Raw genomic sequence first — 18,034 nt, forward strand, 5'->3', positions numbered from 1 at the left:
TTGCAATGCGGAACTTGCGGACGTGAGTCTACGTCGTGCGCTTCGTCTCTGACCAGCGTCGTTTCGCACTGCGGTTGACGGTGCGACGCGGTGGTGCGGTCGATTTCCCGTATAATCAAAAGTTTGCAAAATACCCGCCAGGCTTCGCTTTGCGCCCGCCCGGTCCCCACGCTCTCACGCACCCTATGAAAGTCGCAGACATTCGGGAAAAATTCCTCAACTTCTTCGAGTCGAAGGGGCACACCGTCGTGCGCTCGTCGAGCCTCGTGCCGTCCAATGACCCCACGCTGCTGTTCACGAACTCCGGCATGGTGCAGTTCAAGGACGTCTTCCTCGGTCTCGAGACACGTCCCTACAAGCGCGCGACCACGGCCCAGCGCAGCGTGCGCGCGGGCGGCAAGCACAACGACCTGGAGAATGTCGGTTATACGGCCCGTCACCACACGTTCTTCGAGATGCTGGGTAACTTCTCGTTCGGCGATTACTTCAAGCGTGACGCCATTCAGTACGCGTGGGAGCTGTTGACGAGCGTCTACAAGTTGCCCAAGGACAAGCTCTGGGTGACCGTCTACAAGGAAGACGACGAAGCCTACGACATCTGGGCGAAGGAAGTCGGCGTGCCGACCGAGCGCATCATCCGCATCGGCGACAACAAGGGGGCGCGTTACGCCTCGGACAACTTCTGGCAGATGGCCGACACCGGCCCGTGCGGCCCGTGCTCGGAAATCTTCTACGACCACGGTCCGGACGTGTGGGGCGGCCCGCCGGGATCGCCCGAGGAAGACGGCGATCGCTACATCGAAATCTGGAACCTCGTGTTCATGCAGTTCAACCGCGACGAGCAGGGCAACATGACGCCGCTGCCCAAACCGTGCGTCGACACCGGCATGGGTCTGGAGCGTATCGCCGCCGTTCTGCAACACGTCCACAGCAACTACGAGATCGACCTGTTCCAGCACTTGATCCGGGCCGCTGGCCGTGAGACCGGTGTGACCGATCTCGCCGCCAACTCGCTCAAGGTGATCGCCGATCACATCCGCGCGTGTTCGTTCCTGATCGTCGACGGCGTGATTCCCGGCAATGAAGGTCGTGGCTATGTGCTGCGTCGTATCATCCGCCGCGCGATCCGTCACGGTTACAAGCTCGGCTGCAAGACGCCGTTCTTCTACAAGCTCGTCCCCGATCTGGTCGCCGAGATGGGCGTCGCCTATCCGGAGCTGGCTCAGGCGCAGCAGCGCGTGACCGACGTGCTCAAGCAGGAAGAAGAGCGCTTCGGCGAGACGATCGAGAACGGCATGGAGATTCTCGAAGGCGCATTGGCCGATCTGGCCAAGCGCAACGTGACGACGCTCGACGGCGAATTGGCGTTCAAACTGCACGACACGTACGGCTTCCCGCTCGACCTGACGGCCGACGTCTGCCGCGAGCGCAGTATCACCGTCGACGAAGCCGGCTTCGATGCCGCAATGGCGCGTCAGCGTGAACAGGCGCGTGCCGCAGGCAAGTTCAAGATGGCGACGGCCCTCGAATACGACGGCGGCAAGACTCGCTTTCAGGGCTACGACACGCTCACGTTCGACGGCGCGAAGGTCACGGCGCTCTACGTCGACGGCACGAGCGTCGGCAAACTCGCTGCCGGTCAGCACGGCATCGTGGTGCTCGATACCACGCCGTTCTACGCGGAGTCGGGTGGCCAGGTGGGCGATCAGGGCCTGATCGTCGCAGGCGGTGCCCGTTTCGGCGTGTCGGACACGCAAAAGATTCAGGCCGACGTATTCGGCCACTACGGCGTGCTGGCGTCGGGCGAGCTCAAGGTGGGCGATGCCGTGACGGCGCAGGTCGATGCCGTGCGCCGCGCCCGTACCGTTCGCAACCACTCCGCCACGCACTTGATGCACAAGGCGTTGCGTGAAGTCCTGGGCGCCCACGTGCAGCAGAAGGGCTCGCTCGTCGACGCCGACAAGACCCGCTTCGATTTCGCACACAATACCGCGATGAGCGCCGACCAAATCCGGCGCGTGGAAGACATCGTCAACGCGGAAGTCCTGGCCAACGCCCCGACGCAGGCGGCGCTGATGTCGTATGACGACGCCGTCAAGGGCGGCGCGATGGCGCTGTTCGGAGAGAAGTACGGCGACGAAGTCCGTGTGCTCGATATCGGCACATCGCGCGAACTCTGCGGCGGAACGCACGTGACGCGCACGGGCGATATTGGCCTGTTCAAGATCGTGATGGAAGGCGGTGTGGCTGCCGGCATCCGTCGCGTGGAAGCCATCACCGGCGACAACTCGGTGCGTTTCGTGCAGAAGCTCGACGATCAGGTCAACGAGGCCGCTGCCGCACTCAAGACGCAGCCCGCCGAGCTGACGCCGCGTATCGCGCAGGTGCAGGAGCAGGTCAAGTCGCTGGAGAAGGAACTGGCGGCGCTCAAGTCGAAACTGGCGTCGAACCAGGGCGACGAACTGGTCGAGAAGGCCGTCGATGTGAGCGGCCTGAAGGTATTGGCCGCTCAGCTCGAAGGCGCCGACGTCAAGACGCTGCGCGAGACGATGGACAAGCTCAAGGACAAGCTCAAGAGCGCGGCGATCGTGCTCGCGGCAGTCGAGGGCGGAAAAGTCAGTCTGATCGCGGGTGTGACGGCCGACGCCACCGGTAAGGTCAAGGCCGGTGAGCTCGTCAATTTCGTTGCGCAGCAAGTCGGCGGCAAGGGCGGTGGACGTCCCGACATGGCGCAGGCGGGCGGTACCGACCCTTCGCAATTGCCGCAAGCGCTGGCCGCCGTGCAGGCGTGGGTGGCCGCCAAGCTGTGACCGCGCGAAGCTCAGTGGAAGCGCGTGCAAAGCGTGGGAAGGCTCGCGAACGTTCGGTGAGGGCGGCGTGAATGCCGCTGCCCGCCGGCCGATTCGCTATCGCCGGTAGCCCACTCTGACGCCTTGAGCAAGACGCGCACTTCGGTGCGCGTTTTGCATTTCCGGTGTGGCGAATCTCGTGATCGAGAGCGGCATCGGGCGACGTCATTGGGCACTGTTTGGCCTGAAATCGCAGCAGTACAGTTTCGGTATTCGACCGGATCTCGAAGCAGGAGGCCTCAGCATTTCGCGAGCGCGGGGATCAGTGAACGCTCGGACGGAAAATGCGACACATTGCCCCTCATGACATAGGGGAACCCCCGCGTTCCGCAATGGTTTGCATGTAAAGTATTTGGCAAGTCGCGCGTGCCTGCGTGCGGTTGTTCCCTCAGATATTGTTATGCCAGCCACACTCGCCGATTCCGACAGAAACATCTCACCGCGCCAGCCGTCGCCAGAGCGCGCGGCATGGCGCATTGCCCTGTCCTGCATGGTCGCCCTGGCGATCGCCATGGGCATTGGCCGTTTCGCGTTCACGCCGATGCTGCCGCTGATGCTGCACGAGCACCTCACCGACATTCAACACGGCAGTTGGCTCGCATCGCTCAACTACGCGGGCTATTTCGTCGGTGCGCTGTCGTGCATGTGGCTGCGGTTTACGCCGACACGCATCGTCCGCTTTGCACTCGCGGCTACCGTTGTGCTGACGCTTGCCATGGGCTTGCTCGACTCCTTCGCGGCGTGGGCCGTTGTGCGCGCGTTGGCGGGCGTGATGAGTGCATGGGCGATGGTGTTCTCGGCCGGTTGGGGTTTTCGCAAGCTCGGTGAGTTGCGCATGCCGAGCCTGGGCGGCGTCATCTTCGCCGGCCCCGGCGCGGGTATTGTGGTGACGGGCGTGCTCGCGAGCCTGAACGGCACGCTGGCGTGGCCTGCGCGCGGCGGCTGGCTGTTGTGCGGTGTGCTTGCGCTGGTCCTGCTCGGGGTGATCTGGCGCTCCTTCGTGCCCGATTCGCATGACCGGGTGAAGCACGCAGGGGCGACAAAGCCCTCGGACGGTGCGTCTGCGCAGATGGCCGCACACGCCGTCAAGCACGGCAGCGGCGAGAGCGTGATTCCCGTCACCGTGCTCTACGGCTTTGCCGGCTTCGGCTACATCATCACGGCGACGTTTCTGCCGGTCATTGCGCGTCAGGCGCTGCCGGGTTCATCGTGGCCGGATCTCTTTTTTCCCCTACTCGGCCTGATGGTCATTCCCGGCGCGATCATCGGTGCGCGTGCGCCGCTCGCCTGGGACAATCGTCTGCTGCTCGCAGCGTGCTACGTCATGCAGGGGGTAGGCGTGGGGATCGGTATGGTGCTGCCGAACGCGGGGGGATTCGCGCTGGGTAGCGTTCTGGTGGGGCTGCCGTTCACTGCGATTACCGTGTATGCCGTGCGTGAGTGCCGACGTCTGCGTGGTGACAATGCCAATGGCCTGATCGGTTTGGTGACGGCATCGTACGGCATCGGGCAGATCGCCGGGCCATTGGTGGCGGCGCCGCTCGTCGCCGCGACGGGCAGCTTCACGGCGGCACTGCTGTGCGCAAGCGGAGTGCTTGTACTCGGCGCGATCGGCTTCGTGTGGGACTGGCGCCGCTCGCTCGAGCGCGCGCCTTGATGCTTGCCCGTTGCGTGTCCGCACCGCCTGCCGCGCCGATGCTTTCATTTCCGGAGACCTGTCGATGACTTTTACCCTGAAGGCGGGCAGCAAGGCCGCCACTGCCATGAGCGACGCCGAGCGTGCGTTGCGCATCGATCTCGCGGCGTGTTACCGGCTCGTTGCGCTGTATGGCTGGGACGATCTCATCTATACCCACATCTCGGCCATGGTGCCGGGGGAGCCGGGGCATTTTCTCATCAATCCGTTCGGCCTGACGTTCGGCGAAGTCACGGCGTCGAATCTGGTGAAGATCACGATGGACGGCGAGGTCGTGGGGCAGAGCGACCATCCCGTGAATGTAACCGGGTTTGCGTTGCACGGCGCGGTGCACGCAGTGCGTCCAGATGCCGTATGTGTCATGCATCTGCACAATACGGCAGGTATCGCGGTGTCGATCCAGCCGCATGGATTGCTGCCGATCTCGCAGCACGCGTTGCGTTTTCATGAGCGCATCGGGTATCACGATTACGAGGGGCTGGCGTTTTCGCCATCCGAGGCCGAACGGCTCGTGGCGTCGCTCGGGGCGTATCGGGCCATGCTGCTGCGCAATCATGGCACGCTCACCACCGGACGCACCGTCGCCGAAGCCTTTGTGCTGATGGCCACGCTGATCAAGGCGTGCGAGATCCAGTTGCAGGCACTGGCGGGCGGCACGGCGCCGCATTTGCCCAGCCCGGCCGTGCAGGACAAGACGGCCGTTCAGCTCGACGATGGCGGTGCCGTCGAAGGCGTGCTGGAGTGGCCTGCGCTGCTGCGTAAACTCGATAGAATAGACGCCTCGTTTCGCGATTGAGCGCCAGACGGGTGCTCGATCGGCAAGCGCCGGCAAGCGCGTGAGCATTAAGCGAGCACGCGGCGGCGCTGCGAAGCTGGATAACGACACAAGGAGAGAGACTGCAATGCCAACGTTTCACGTCGAGATGTTCGAGGGGCGCTCGATCGAGCAAAAGCGCGCGTTCGTCAAAGCCGTCACTGAAGCGGCGGTGACGACGATCGGTTGCACGCCGGAGTCGGTCGACATCATCATTACCGACGTCAAGCCCGAGAACTGGTCCACCGCAGGCATGCTTTGGTCGGACCCGCGTCCCGAGTAAATCGCTGTGCGCCGGTGCGCCCGGTCCGCGCCACCGGTCGGTCGAGGTGGGGGCTCGCGAGATCCCTGCCGTATGAATGAGGTCGTCATGTCGCAAGTCTTGCCTGCATCGAGCATCCCCGCTGCCGCCGTTCCCGCCACTGCTGGCGAAGGGTTACAAACCCCGCAACACTTTGCGTCGGACAACTACGCCGGGATTTGCCCCGAGGCGATGCATTATCTGATCGAGGCGAATGCCAGCGGTCACGAGGTTGCATACGGCGACGATACCTGGACGCAGCGGGTGTGCGATGGCATCCGAAAACTGTTCGATGTGGACTGCGACGTCTTCTTCGTCTTCAACGGGACCGCGGCGAATTCGCTGGCACTGGCATCGCTGTCGCAGTCGTATCACTCCGTGATTTGCCACGAACTGGCGCACGTCGAGACCGACGAGTGTGGTGGTCCCGAGTTCTTCTCCAACGGTGCGAAGTTGCTGACCGCGCGCGGACACGAGAACAACGGCAAGCTGACGCCCGACGCCATCGAGTCCGTCATCGACCGGCGCGCCGATATCCACTTCCCGAAGCCCAAGGTGGTTACGCTCACGCAGGCCACGGAAGTCGGTACCGTCTACTCGGTCGACGAGGTCAAGGCGATCGCCGCGCTCGCCCGGCGACGTCACCTGCGGGTGCACATGGATGGCGCACGCTTCGCCAACGCGGTCGCGACGCTGGGGTGCCATCCGGGTGACGTGACCTGGCGGGCCGGCGTCGATGTGCTCTGCTTCGGCGGCACGAAGAATGGACTGCCGGTGGGCGAGGCGGTGGTGTTCTTCAACCGGGCGCTGGCCGAAGATTTCGCATATCGGGTGAAGCAGGCGGGGCAACTGGCCTCGAAGATGCGTTTCATTTCCGCGCCGTGGCTTGGCATGTTGGAAAACGATACCTGGCTGCGCAACGCGCGCCACGCGAATGCGATGGCACAATTGCTCGCCCGTCGCATTCGCGACGTGCCGGGCGTGTCGCTGATGTTCGAGACCCAGGCCAATGCGGTATTCGCGGAATTGCCGCTGCACGTGATCGAGGCGTTGCGCGCCAAGGGCTGGCGCTTCTACACGTTCATCGGTGCGGGCGGCTGCCGCTTCATGTGCGCGTGGGACACTCGCGCGGAGACGGTCGAGCGTCTCGCAGCCGATATCCGGGCGCTGAGCACGAACGCCTGACCGCATCCTGAACCCGAGGAACCCGCGGAACCCGCGCTGGCCGCGCGGTTCAGGGCTGCTGTGGCGCCGGTGCTGCGGGTTTGAGAAAGCGATGCGCCAGCGTGTGATAGAACGACGGCGCGATCGTTTTCGAGACCTGCGTCGATAGCAGCGCAACGGCCATGAGCGGAATCACCATCTGGTGACCGTCGATCATCTCCATGACGATGACGAACGACGTAATCGGCGATTGCGTGACGGCAGCCAGATACCCAACCATACACAGTGCGGCCATGGCCGGGAGCGGCACCACCGAAGTGACGTGCGCCATCACGTTCCCCATGCCTGCGCCGATCGCCAGCGACGGCGCGAAAATACCGCCAGGAATCCCCGACAAATAAGAAACGCACAACGCGGCGAACTTCAGCACAGCATAGAAGGGTGAAAGTGCCACATGCGATTCGAGCAGGCCGCGCGCCTCCGCGTAGCCACTGCCGAAGGTCGTGCCCCCCGAGGCGATCCCGATGAGCGCGATGGCCAGACCACAGAGAAACGCGAAGCGCACCGGATGGTCCCGGCGCATGCTCACCAGCGGTGCGGGCATCCAGCGCGGCACATGGATCATGAGCCAGCCGAACAGCCCGCCGGCCACGCCCGTCAGCAGGCTGGCGGCGATGAGTGCCGGAATCAGCGCCAAGTGGAAATCGCTCAGCGCCTTGATCTGTCCAAAGTAGAGGTAGTTCCCCTGAAGGCCGAGCGCCACCACACCGGAAAAGATGATGGCCGTAATCAGCGTTCCGCTGTTGCGGGCGACAAAACTTCGGCTCAGCTCCTCGATGGCAAACACAACGCCAGCGAGCGGCGTATTGAACGCCGCCGCCAAGCCCGCCGCCGCACCGGCCAGCGTCAACTGACGTTCGATGTGGGCGCTACTACGACGATAGCCGTGCCGCATGGCATACATGAGCGATGCGCCGATCTGGACCGTAGGTCCTTCGCGCCCGATCGTGAAGCCGCACAGAATGCCGAGAAACGAGATCGCAATCTTGCCCAGCATGATGCGCAGCGAGAGCAGCGACTTCGACAGGCGTGAATCCTGTAGCGTTGCAATCACCTGCGGAATCCCGCTTCCTTCGGACCCTTTGAAGAACTTCTGGGTCAGCCAGATGGCCAGCGCGGCGCCGAGCGGCGTCACGATCAGTGGTACCCAGACGCCGTGCGACAACATCCGTTGGAACAGTTCGAAACCGAAATCGATGAACTTCGCGTAGACGACGGAGACCAGACCGACGAGTACGGCACCCAGCCAGAACACACCGTAGTTGTGCCAAAGGCGGCGAGAACGATGCATCCCGCGTCTTGCAAGGCGCGTCGATAACGAGAGCGTCGCAGGCGAGGCTGACGGCACAGGCGAGGAAGGCGGTGAGGCCGGCGTCGGCGCGGCGTTTGGCGGAAGGTCTGACACGGGGTCGGGAGTCGGCATTGGAAGACGTCGGTCGATTATACGCCCGGCCCCCAATGGGCTTGGTCCGCCGACGTCTCGGAATCTGCCGAATGTGCAGCGCGCCACGAGTTCATTTAAGATGTTCGAATTCGCCGAAGAACGATTATGAACGAACCTATTTTCTGTCCCCGCTGTGCCTCGTCGCTCGACTCGCGCGAGGTCGCCGGGCGTATTCGCCGCGCCTGTCCAGACGCGGCATGCGGCTTCGTCCACTGGGACAATCCGCTGCCGGTGGTGGCCGGTCTCGTGGAGTATCGCGGCCAGATTCTGCTTGCGCGCAACGCCGCATGGACCGAAGGGATGTTCGCGCTCATCACGGGTTTTCTCGAGCGCGACGAGACCCCCGAAGACGGTATCCGGCGTGAGATCAAGGAGGAGATCAATCTGGAGGCCGACGTAATCTCGCTGCTGGGGGTCTACGAATTCATGCGCAAGAACGAGTTGATCATTGCCTATCACGCGGTCTGCGACGGCGACATTCGTCTTTCGGAAGAACTCGCTGAATTTCGGCTCGTCGCGCCCGAGCGGGTGCGCCCGTGGCGCGCAGGTACCGGCCACGCGGTGGCCGAGTGGCTGCGGCGACGCAACCTGCCGATCGAATACGTCGATTCGGCCCGATTGTCCATTGCAGGCTGACGAGAGCCGGCTGAGGGGACCGCGCGACGACTACGGTAGAATTGCGGTTTGCGGGCCAACACCGGCACACGATTCGAACGAGACTGACAAGAGGGGCACGATGGGCATGAGGGACATGAGCATGGAATTCCAGAAAGAAGTCGACGCGAGCGGCCTGAACTGCCCGCTGCCGATCCTGCGTGCCAAGAAGGCACTGGCGGAAATGCAGAGCGGTGAAGTGCTGCACATCATCGCCACCGATCCGGGCTCAGCCCGCGACTTCAGCGCGTTCGCCAAGCAAACGGGCAACGAACTCATCGAGTCGCGCGAAGAGGGCAAGACGTTTCATTTCCTGATGCGCCGCCGCTGATTGCACAGCGCTCGCTCGCACGAGCGCACCTGCCGATTTGCGATCGAGCGGGTACAAAAAAGCCGACGGACAGGCCGTCGGCTTTTTCTTTGGCACGTTGCCTGACGCTTACGTCAGATTGCTGTGCGACTCGCGCAGATACTCACGGAACGCGTCCTTCAGTTCCGGGTGGCGCAGCGCAAATTCCACCGTTGCCTTCAGGTAGCCGAGCTTGCTGCCGCAATCGAAACGCTTGCCCTTGTAGCGATACGCCAGTACGACCTCATCCTGCATCAGTTTTTGGATGGCGTCGGTCAACTGGATCTCGCCGCCCGAGCCCGGATCGATCTCGCGGATGCAATCGAAAATGCGCGGACGCAAGACATAGCGGCCGACCACACCCAGATTCGACGGCGCATCTTCCGGCGCCGGCTTCTCGACGATGTTCGTCAGTTTGACGATGTCTTTCTCGCCCCACTCGTTGCCTGCGACGATCCCGTACGAACGGCTTTGCTCGATGGGGATTTCTTCCACCCCAATGATCGAGTTGTGATACTGGTTGTACAGATCGACCATCTGCTTGAGCACGGGCGGGTCGCCGTCGAGCAAGTCGTCGGCGAGGATGACCGCAAACGGCTCGTCGCCCACGAGTTTCTCGGCGCACAGCACTGCGTGACCCAACCCCAGCGCCTTGGGCTGGCGAACGTAGAAGCAGTCGATATGCGGCGGCTTGATCGAATGCACCACGTCGAGCAGCGCCTGCTTGTTCTTGGCCTCGAGTTCCGCTTCGAGTTCGAAGGCCGTATCGAAGTGGTCTTCGATAGCGCGCTTATTGCGACCCGTTACGAAGATCATCTCCGTAATGCCCGCAGCGACCGCTTCCTCCACGGCATACTGAATCAGCGGCTTGTCAACGATCGGTAGCATCTCCTTCGGGCTCGCCTTGGTCGCCGGAAGGAATCGGGTGCCGAGGCCCGCAACGGGGAACACGGCTTTGGTCACAACGTTCTTCATTGGTATCTCCCTGTTCGGTATCGAGCGTCTCAGGCGGGCAGGCGCGCGAGCTGTGCCTGCAATTTGCCGAGAACGGCTTCAAAGTCGACCAATCGCTGCTTCTCGAGTTCCACGACGTTGGCGGGGGCACGTGCCACGAAGCTCTCGTTGGAAAGCTTGCCGTGGCACTTCGCGATCTCGCCTTCAAGGCGCTTCACTTCCTTGCCCAGACGCTCACGCTCGGCGGCCACGTCGACTTCAACCTTCAGCGCCAGCTTGTTCGCGCCCACGACAGCGAGCGGTGCACCGGCGGCCTGCGCATCGAGCGTGGCCTCGTCGTCCAGCACCTGCACTTCGGAGAGCTTGGCCAGCGTTTGAAGATACGGGGCAATCGACTTCAGGAAGGCCACGTCGCCCGCCACCAGCAGCGGCACGCGTTGTGCCGGCGACAGGTTCATCTCGCCGCGCAGATTGCGACAGGCGTCGACGGCGGCCTTCAGTTGCTGCATCCAGGCTTCGTCGCCTTCGTCGATCTTGCTTGCGTCGGCCACCGGGTAGGACTGCACCATGATACTGGCTTCGCCCGGCGCAGTGTCCGCCGGATAGCGGCCTGCCAGCGGGGCGACCTTCTGCCACAGTGCCTCGGTGATGAACGGAATGATCGGGTGGGCCAGACGCAGTACGGTCTCCAGCACGCGCAGCAAGGTGCGTCGCGTGGCGCGCTGTTGCGCCGGCGTGCCGTTCTGGATTTGCCATTTGGCCAGCTCGACATACCAGTCGCAGTACTCGTCCCAAACGAACTTGTAGATTGCGCTGGAGATGTTGTCGAACCGATAGTCGGCGAAGCCCTTCTCGACGTCGGCCTCCACGCGTTGCAGCAGCGACACGATCCATCGGTCGGCGCGCGAGAAGTCAAGCTGGCCATCCGGGCCGCAATCGCCCACGCACGGCGCCATGCCGCAGTCTTGGCCTTCGCAGTTCATCAGCACGAAGCGCGTGGCGTTCCACAGCTTGTTGCAGAAGTTGCGATAGCCTTCGCAGCGCGCCAGATCGAAGTTGATGTTCCGCCCGAGGGTGGCCATCGATGCGAACGTGAAGCGCAGGGCGTCCGTGCCGAACGGCGCAATGCCTTCCGGGAATTCCTTGCGCGTCTTCTTCTCGATGCTCGCCGCCTGCTTCGGATTCATGAGACCCGTCGTGCGCTTGGCGAGCAGCGCCTCGAGCGACACGCCGTCGACGATGTCGATCGGGTCGAGCGTGTTTCCTTTCGACTTGGACATCTTCTGGCCTTCGGCATCGCGCACGAGGCCGTGCACGTAGACGGTCTTGAACGGGACCTTGCCGGTGAAATGCGTGGTCATCATGACCATGCGCGCCACCCAGAAGAAGATGATGTCGAAGCCGGTCACGAGGACCGACGACGGCAGAAAATGCTTGAGCTCGGGCGTCTCTTGCGGCCAGCCGAGCGACGAAAACGGCACGAGCGCCGACGAGAACCAGGTGTCGAGCACGTCTTCGTCGCGCTTGAGCGCGCCCGTGTAGCCGGCTGCGCGCGCCTTCTCGGTGGCCTCGTCCTCCGTGCGGGCAACGTAGACGTTGCCGGCGTCGTCATACCACGCGGGAATCTGGTGACCCCACCAGAGCTGACGCGAGATACACCAGTCCTGAATGTTTTCGAGCCACTGGTTGTAAGTCGTGGTCCAGTTCTCGGGCACGAACTTGATCTCGCCGCTGCGCACGACGTCGAGCGCGGTTTCGGTGATCGACTTGCCCGGATGGAAGGTACCTTCGGGAGCCGGTTTGCTCATCGCCACGAACCACTGATCGGTGAGCATCGGCTCGATGACCGTGCCGGTGCGGTCGCTGCGCGGCACCATCAGCTTGTGCGGCTTGACCGATTCGAGCAGGCCCTGGGCGTCGAGGTCGGCCACGATCTGCTTGCGCGCGTCGAAACGGTCCAGCCCGCGGTACTTCTGCGGTGCGTTGTCGTTGATCTTCGCGTCGAGCGTCAGAATGCTGATCTGCGGCAGATGGTGACGCTGACCCACGGCGTAATCGTTGAAGTCATGCGCCGGCGTGACTTTCACCACGCCCGTGCCGAATTCGAGATCGACGTAATCGTCGGCGATGATCGGGATTTCACGATCGGACAGCGGCAGCTTGGCCTTCTGACCGATCAAGTGCTTGTAGCGCTCGTCTTCCGGATGGACCATCAGCGCTACGTCGCCGAGCATCGTTTCCGGACGCGTGGTGGCGACCGTGAGCGCACCCGAGCCGTCGGCGAGCGGGTAACGAATGTGCCACAGCGAGCCTTCTTCTTCCTCGCTCACCACTTCGAGGTCGGAAACGGCCGTGAGCAGGGTCGATTCCCAGTTCACGAGACGCTTGCCGCGATAGATCAGTCCTTGCTCGTAGAGCGTGACGAACACGTCGCGCACGGCACGGGACATCTTTTCATCCATCGTGAAGTATTCGCGGCTCCAGTCGATGGAGGCCCCCAGGCGGCGGACCTGACGCGTGATCGTGCTGCCCGACTGCTCCTTCCACGCCCAGACACGTTCGACGAACGTTTCGCGGCCGAGGTCGTGGCGCGAGACCTTCTGCGCGTCGAGCTGGCGTTCCACGACGATCTGCGTGGCAATGCCCGCGTGGTCCGTGCCCGGCACCCAGAGGGTGTTTGCCCCCTTCATGCGGTGATAGCGGGTGAGGCCATCCATGATGGTCTGGTTGAACGCGTGACCCATGTGCAGCGTGCCGGTGACGTTCGGCGGCGGCAACTGGATGCTGAAATCTTCGCGGGCGTCGTCGAAAGTCGGCCGGGCGTAGCCGCGGCGCTCCCATTCGGGGCCCCAGTGGGCTTCGACGTCTTGTGGCTCGAAGCTCTTGGCAAGCGTATTGTCGCTGTCGCTCATGGATTGGATGGACCGTGTGATGCGTGAAACCCTGAATTATAAAAGATTCGGTGCCATTTCCGCGGCGCCGCAGGATTTATAATCGGGGTTCACTCGAAATTCCTTCCCGACATGCCCGATCTGCTCGCCAATCTGAACCCCGAACAACTGGCCGCCGTCACCCTTCCAGACGAGCCAGCGCTAATTCTCGCGGGCGCAGGATCGGGCAAGACGCGCGTGCTCACCACGCGCATCGCCTGGCTGATCCAGCAAGGGCACGTGGGCCCGGCCGGCATTCTGGCGGTCACGTTTACGAACAAAGCGGCCAAGGAAATGCAGGCGCGTCTGGGCGCCATGCTGCCGATCAGCACGCGCGCGATGTGGATCGGCACGTTCCACGGTCTGTGCAACCGCATGCTGCGCGCGCATTTTCGCGACGCCGGGCTGCCGCAAAGCTTCCAGATTCTCGATCAAGCCGATCAGCTCTCCGCCATCAAGCGAATGCTGAAGGCCGCGAACGTCGACGACGAGAAATATCCGCCGAAAAACCTGCAGTACTTCATCAACAACGCCAAGGAGCAGGGCCTGCGCCCGCACGAGGTCGAGGCCAACGACGCCTACAACCAGAAATTCGTCGAACTCTACGCCGACTATCAGGCGCAGTGCCAGCGCGAGGGCGTCGTCGATTTCGCCGAACTGCTGCTGCGCTGTTTCGAGTTGCTCAAGCACAACGAGCCGCTGCGCGTGCACTACCAGTCGCGCTTCCGGCACATTCTCGTCGACGAGTTCCAGGACACGAACAAACTCCAGTATGCGTGGCTGAAGATGCTCGCGGGAACGAACGCTGCAGTGTTCGCCGTGGGCGACGATGATCAGAGTATCTACGCGTTTCGTGGTGCCAACGTCGGCAATATGGCCGACTTCGAGCGTGAATTCCGCGTGCGGCATCTGATCAAGCTGGAACAGAACTACCGCTCGCACGGCAATATTCTGGACGCGGCCAACGCGTTGATCTCGAACAACGCGCGGCGTCTGGGCAAGAACTTGCGGACCGAAGCGGGGCATGGCGAACCCATTCGCGTCTTCGAGGCCGCCACCGACCTGCAGGAGGCGAGCTGGCTGGTAGACGAGATCAAGGCACTCGTCGCGCAGGGGCTGTCGCGACAGGACGTTGCCATTCTGTATCGCAGCAACGCTCAGTCGCGGGTGATGGAGCATGCGCTCGTGGGCGCGGGCATTGCCTATCGGGTGTACGGTGGTTTGCGCTTTTTTGAACGGCAGGAAGTCAAGCACGCGCTGGCGTACCTGCGTCTGATCGAGAATCCGAACGACGATACGGCGTTTGCGCGCGTGGTGAACTTCCCCACGCGGGGGATTGGCGCTCGCTCGCTGGAGCAACTGGCCGACGCGGCACGACTCTACAACTGCTCGATGTACGCCGCCGTGCCTTACATGACCGGCAAGGCGGGGTCCAATCTGAGCGCATTCGTGCGGCTCATCGAACAGATGCGGCAGGACACCGGTCGGCTTACGCTGCCGGAGGTCGTAACGCATGTCATTGACGCGAGTGGGCTGATCGCGCATTACCAGACCGAGAAAGAGGGCCAGGATCGTATCGAGAACTTGCAGGAATTGGTGCAAGCGGGCACGGCGTTCGTTGCCGAGGAAGGCTATGGGCTTGACGCCCCGGCTCGCCTGATCGCGATGCGTGCTCCGCTACCGGGCGCGCCAGATGTGCTGGCCTCGCCTGACGGCGTAGTCGATGCCGACACGCCGGTCGAGATGACGCCGCTTGCCGGTTTCCTGTCGCACGCGTCGCTCGAAGCGGGGGACAACCAGGCCGAGGCGGGGCAGGATGCCGTGCAACTGATGACCGTTCACGCGGCCAAGGGCCTTGAGTTCACGGCGGTCTTCGTCACCGGGCTCGAAGAGGGGCTGTTCCCGCACGAGAACAGCGCGCTCGAACTCGATGGCCTCGAGGAAGAGCGTCGGCTGATGTATGTTGCGATCACGCGCGCCAAGGAGCGGTTGTATATGTCGTTCACGCAAAGCCGCATGCTGCACGGCCAGACGCGCTACAACGTGCGCTCGCGCTTTTTCGACGAAATCCCAGAGGAAGTGCTGAAGTTCCTGACACCGCGAGAGCAGCCGGGCGCGCGTCTGGGGCGGGCCGAACCGGCCTGGGGCCGCGATTGGTTCTCGCGTGGCAAGGCGAGCGCGCCAAAGCAGGAAGAATGGGTCGCGACGAAATCGGAGCAGGCGCTCGCCGACCGTTCGCGTGCAACGGAAATGGGCTTCAAGCTCGGGCAGGGCGTTTTTCACACCAAGTTCGGCGAAGGCAAGATCATCGGGCTCGAAGGCGCCGGTGTCGAAGCGCGCGCCCACGTGAAATTCGGACGGCACGGCGAGAAGTGGTTGGCGCTGGCCGTCGCGAAACTCCAGCCGATCGAGTGACAGCGAAGGCGCCATCCATGACGAAGGGCACCCGAGGGTGCCCTTTGCTTTTCGCGTCGGCCGCCGAGGATGCCGAGGCTGTCGCTCAGGCCTGTGGCGGTGTGACGTTCGGATCGATGGCGCCGATCTCCTGCACGCCGAAGCAGCCGCGATAGCTGGCGTAGAAGGAACAATACAGCACGGCCGTGAACAGGATCGAGTACGGCATGAGTATGAGCATCGCGTATTGATGGATGCCCATCGCGGCCATTGCCAACGCCACCAGCACCGGCAACACCGTGGCAACGACTGCCGTACACAGTCCGTAGACGATGAACGCACGCCAGTTGCGAACACAGGCGGTCCAACTGAAAAAGAGCGCCTTGACGGGCGTGATGTCGTGCCAGGCCACAAGCACCGGCGCGAACCAGAACATCATGGCGACAGGTACGTAGGCTACGGCCACCGCCAGCATCGCCTGACCCATCGAGCCGTCCACGAGCGATTCCTCGCTGATGCGGGCGCCGAAGAGCATTTTGTTCAGCAGATCGCCGCCGTCGAAGAGTGCCGAGAGCAGAAACACGACGGTCATTGCCGCGATGTAATAGCCGCCGAGTATGAGCAGCCGGCGCGAGACTTCCTTGCCGTGGCCGCGAAAGCCGTCGAGCAGTACTTGCGGCAAGACCGGCTTGCTTCTGATGATGTCGCGACACGCCGCCATGAAGCCGACCGACAGGCCGGGGATGAACAGCAGCGGCAGGAACGCGCCGACGACTGGCAGGATCGAGAGCACCATCACGCCGAACAGATAGGCGAAGAGCAGCGTCAGAACGGCGAGCGGGTTCTTTCGGAACAGCCAGATGCCTTGGCGCAGCCACACATAGCCACTCTTCGGCGGGACTTCAAGCAATTGCATAAGGTTCGAATGACTCCGATAGGACGTCGGGTTACAGCCAGGGAATGGAGACGGCTTCGATGCGTTGGCGCAGGATTCGTTCGAAATGTCCCGGATCGTGCGGCTTGAGCATTTCGGCCGTTCGCGGCAGGTAAAAATCATACAGGCGTGACAGCCAGAAGCGCAGTGCCGCCGCGCGCAGCATGTCGCGCCAGTGCGACGCTTCGATGGCCGTGAGCGGTCGCACCGTCTCGTAGGCGCGCAGCATGGCGCGGGCGCGCGCTTCGTCCATCGTACCGGTCGACAGGTCGCAGCACCAGTCGTTGACCGTCACGGCCAGATCGAACAGCCATTTGTCGCAGCCCGCGAAGTAGAAATCGAAGAATCCGCCCAAAATCGGCGAACCGTCGTGGGCCTTGTCGAACAGCACGTTGTCACGGAACAGATCGCAGTGGCACGGCCCGGCCTGCATGGCGTGGTAGTCGCTCGACGCGAAAAACGCCGCTTGGTGGGCCATCTCGCTTTGCAGCAGCGCACGCTGCGCGTCGCTCAGGAACGGCGTGACCGACGAGGCGGCTTCGCGCCACCACGGCAGGCTGCGCAGGTTGGCCTGCTCAAGCGCGAAGTCGCGACCCGCCAGATGCATGCGTGCGAGCATCGCCCCGACATGCGTGCAATGAATGGGCGATGGGGACAGTTCCGAGCGTCCCGCCAGTTTCGTGACGATCGTTGCGGGTTTGCCGTTCAACTCGCCCAGAATCTCACCCGCGCGGTCGGGCACTGGATCGGGCACCGGCACGCTGTGATGGGCGAGATGGCCCATCAATTGGAGGTAGAACGGCAACTGCGTGGCCGTGAGCTTCTCGAACAGGGTCAACACGAACTCGCCGCGCTCGGTTGTCAAGAAGTAGTTGGTGTTCTCGATCCCTGAGCTGATGCCCCGAAAATCGAGAACATTCCCCAAATCGTAGCGTTGCAGCCATTGCTGGAGCTGCTCGGGCGAGACGGAAGTGAAAACGGCCATGCGTGCGTTGGGTGGAGGTGTCTCAGACAAACGGCCCCTGCACATGCAGCGGGCCGCCAGATCGAGACAGACAGGGAGCAGGCGCACCGCTTGGCGGCGCGCGGGTGCGTCAGATTACCAGAGACGTCAGAACTTCAGGCCGACGGACGGCAAACGGTCGTTTTGTGACGTGTTGTCGCGCGTGCGCGGCGCATTGTCCGGTGGCGTGGTCAATTGGTAATTGGTGCCGAAACGTGAGTGGACGTCGATCTCCGTGGGTTTGCCGCGGTCGCGATACTCGGTCACCGTGGTGCCCTGATCGTTGACGTAATAGCTCGGCTTGCGCTCCTGGTTGACGTCGACCGACGAGTTGCTGGTGGCGGCAGCGCGGGCGTCTGCCTCGCGTTTGGCGGCCTGCGCGGTGGTTTCCTTGCCATCTTGGGCGAATGCGTGGCCGGCGAACAGCAGGCCGGCAACGATCGCCAGGGGCAGGGCATGGGAAAAGCGCGTTTTCATCATTATTCTCC

General features: G+C 63.0%; 14 protein-coding genes. 8 read left to right on the plus strand and 6 right to left on the minus strand.

What is annotated here, in order from left to right:
- Positions 1-185 precede the first annotated feature (185 nt).
- The 5 genes from alaS to ACE3UG_RS18645 all read left to right on the plus strand — a co-directional run bounded on the left by alaS (position 186) and on the right by ACE3UG_RS18645 (position 6,845).
- The gene (gene alaS / locus ACE3UG_RS18625; RefSeq protein WP_374626629.1) at positions 186-2,810 is read left to right on the plus strand and encodes an alanine--tRNA ligase; all 2,625 of its coding nucleotides are present in this window, start codon (positions 186-188) and stop codon (positions 2,808-2,810) included.
- A 439-nt stretch (positions 2,811-3,249) separates the two neighbouring features.
- Entirely contained in the window at positions 3,250-4,506 is a 1,257-nt protein-coding gene (locus ACE3UG_RS18630; protein ID WP_374626631.1) for a YbfB/YjiJ family MFS transporter, read from the plus strand.
- 64 nt (positions 4,507-4,570) lie between these two features.
- Positions 4,571-5,341, plus strand: coding sequence for a class II aldolase/adducin family protein (locus ACE3UG_RS18635; protein ID WP_374626633.1), 771 nt, complete (start codon positions 4,571-4,573; stop codon positions 5,339-5,341).
- A gap of 106 nt (positions 5,342-5,447) precedes the next feature.
- On the plus strand, positions 5,448-5,642 hold the full coding sequence (locus tag ACE3UG_RS18640; RefSeq protein ID WP_374626635.1) for a 4-oxalocrotonate tautomerase: 195 nt from the start codon (positions 5,448-5,450) through the stop codon (positions 5,640-5,642).
- A gap of 210 nt (positions 5,643-5,852) precedes the next feature.
- Positions 5,853-6,845 carry a low specificity L-threonine aldolase gene (locus ACE3UG_RS18645; RefSeq protein ID WP_374626711.1) on the plus strand — a complete coding sequence of 331 codons (993 nt, stop codon included), beginning with the start codon at positions 5,853-5,855 and terminating at the stop codon, positions 6,843-6,845.
- A gap of 49 nt (positions 6,846-6,894) precedes the next feature.
- On the opposite strand, the gene ACE3UG_RS18650 is transcribed toward ACE3UG_RS18645, so the two are convergent.
- Entirely contained in the window at positions 6,895-8,175 is a 1,281-nt protein-coding gene (locus ACE3UG_RS18650) for a chloride channel protein (RefSeq protein WP_374626637.1), read from the minus strand.
- 258 nt (positions 8,176-8,433) lie between these two features.
- Here ACE3UG_RS18650 and ACE3UG_RS18655 point away from each other — a divergent pair, with 258 nt between their 5' ends.
- The gene (locus ACE3UG_RS18655) at positions 8,434-8,964 is read left to right on the plus strand and encodes an NUDIX domain-containing protein (RefSeq protein ID WP_374626639.1); all 531 of its coding nucleotides are present in this window, start codon (positions 8,434-8,436) and stop codon (positions 8,962-8,964) included.
- A 121-nt stretch (positions 8,965-9,085) separates the two neighbouring features.
- A complete protein-coding gene (locus tag ACE3UG_RS18660) occupies positions 9,086-9,313 on the plus strand; it encodes a sulfurtransferase TusA family protein (RefSeq protein ID WP_010806302.1) in 228 nt (75 codons plus the stop codon).
- A gap of 108 nt (positions 9,314-9,421) precedes the next feature.
- Here ACE3UG_RS18660 and galU read toward each other — a convergent pair whose 3' ends face one another.
- On the minus strand, positions 9,422-10,306 hold the full coding sequence (gene galU, locus ACE3UG_RS18665) for a UTP--glucose-1-phosphate uridylyltransferase GalU (protein WP_374626642.1): 885 nt from the start codon (positions 10,304-10,306) through the stop codon (positions 9,422-9,424).
- A 29-nt stretch (positions 10,307-10,335) separates the two neighbouring features.
- On the minus strand, positions 10,336-13,197 hold the full coding sequence (locus ACE3UG_RS18670; protein ID WP_374626644.1) for a valine--tRNA ligase: 2,862 nt from the start codon (positions 13,195-13,197) through the stop codon (positions 10,336-10,338).
- Positions 13,198-13,308: 111 nt separating this feature from the next.
- Between ACE3UG_RS18670 and ACE3UG_RS18675 the strand changes: the two genes are divergently transcribed.
- Complete coding sequence (locus ACE3UG_RS18675) at positions 13,309-15,630, plus strand: UvrD-helicase domain-containing protein (RefSeq protein ID WP_374626646.1); 2,322 nt, start codon at positions 13,309-13,311, stop codon at positions 15,628-15,630.
- An 85-nt stretch (positions 15,631-15,715) separates the two neighbouring features.
- On the opposite strand, the gene ACE3UG_RS18680 is transcribed toward ACE3UG_RS18675, so the two are convergent.
- From ACE3UG_RS18680 to ACE3UG_RS18690, 3 genes are all read right to left on the minus strand, one after another.
- The gene (locus tag ACE3UG_RS18680; protein WP_374626648.1) at positions 15,716-16,525 is read right to left on the minus strand and encodes a BPSS1780 family membrane protein; all 810 of its coding nucleotides are present in this window, start codon (positions 16,523-16,525) and stop codon (positions 15,716-15,718) included.
- A 31-nt stretch (positions 16,526-16,556) separates the two neighbouring features.
- A complete protein-coding gene (locus ACE3UG_RS18685) occupies positions 16,557-17,528 on the minus strand; it encodes a homoserine kinase (RefSeq protein WP_374626650.1) in 972 nt (323 codons plus the stop codon).
- 126 nt (positions 17,529-17,654) lie between these two features.
- Positions 17,655-18,026 (minus strand): hypothetical protein, encoded by a 372-nt coding sequence (locus ACE3UG_RS18690; protein WP_374626652.1) that lies wholly within the window; start codon positions 18,024-18,026, stop codon positions 17,655-17,657.
- Between the last annotated feature and the right edge of the window lie 8 nt (positions 18,027-18,034).

This window comes from Pandoraea sp. (genome assembly GCF_041919235.1).
Classification (GTDB): Bacteria; Pseudomonadota; Gammaproteobacteria; order Burkholderiales; family Burkholderiaceae; genus Pandoraea.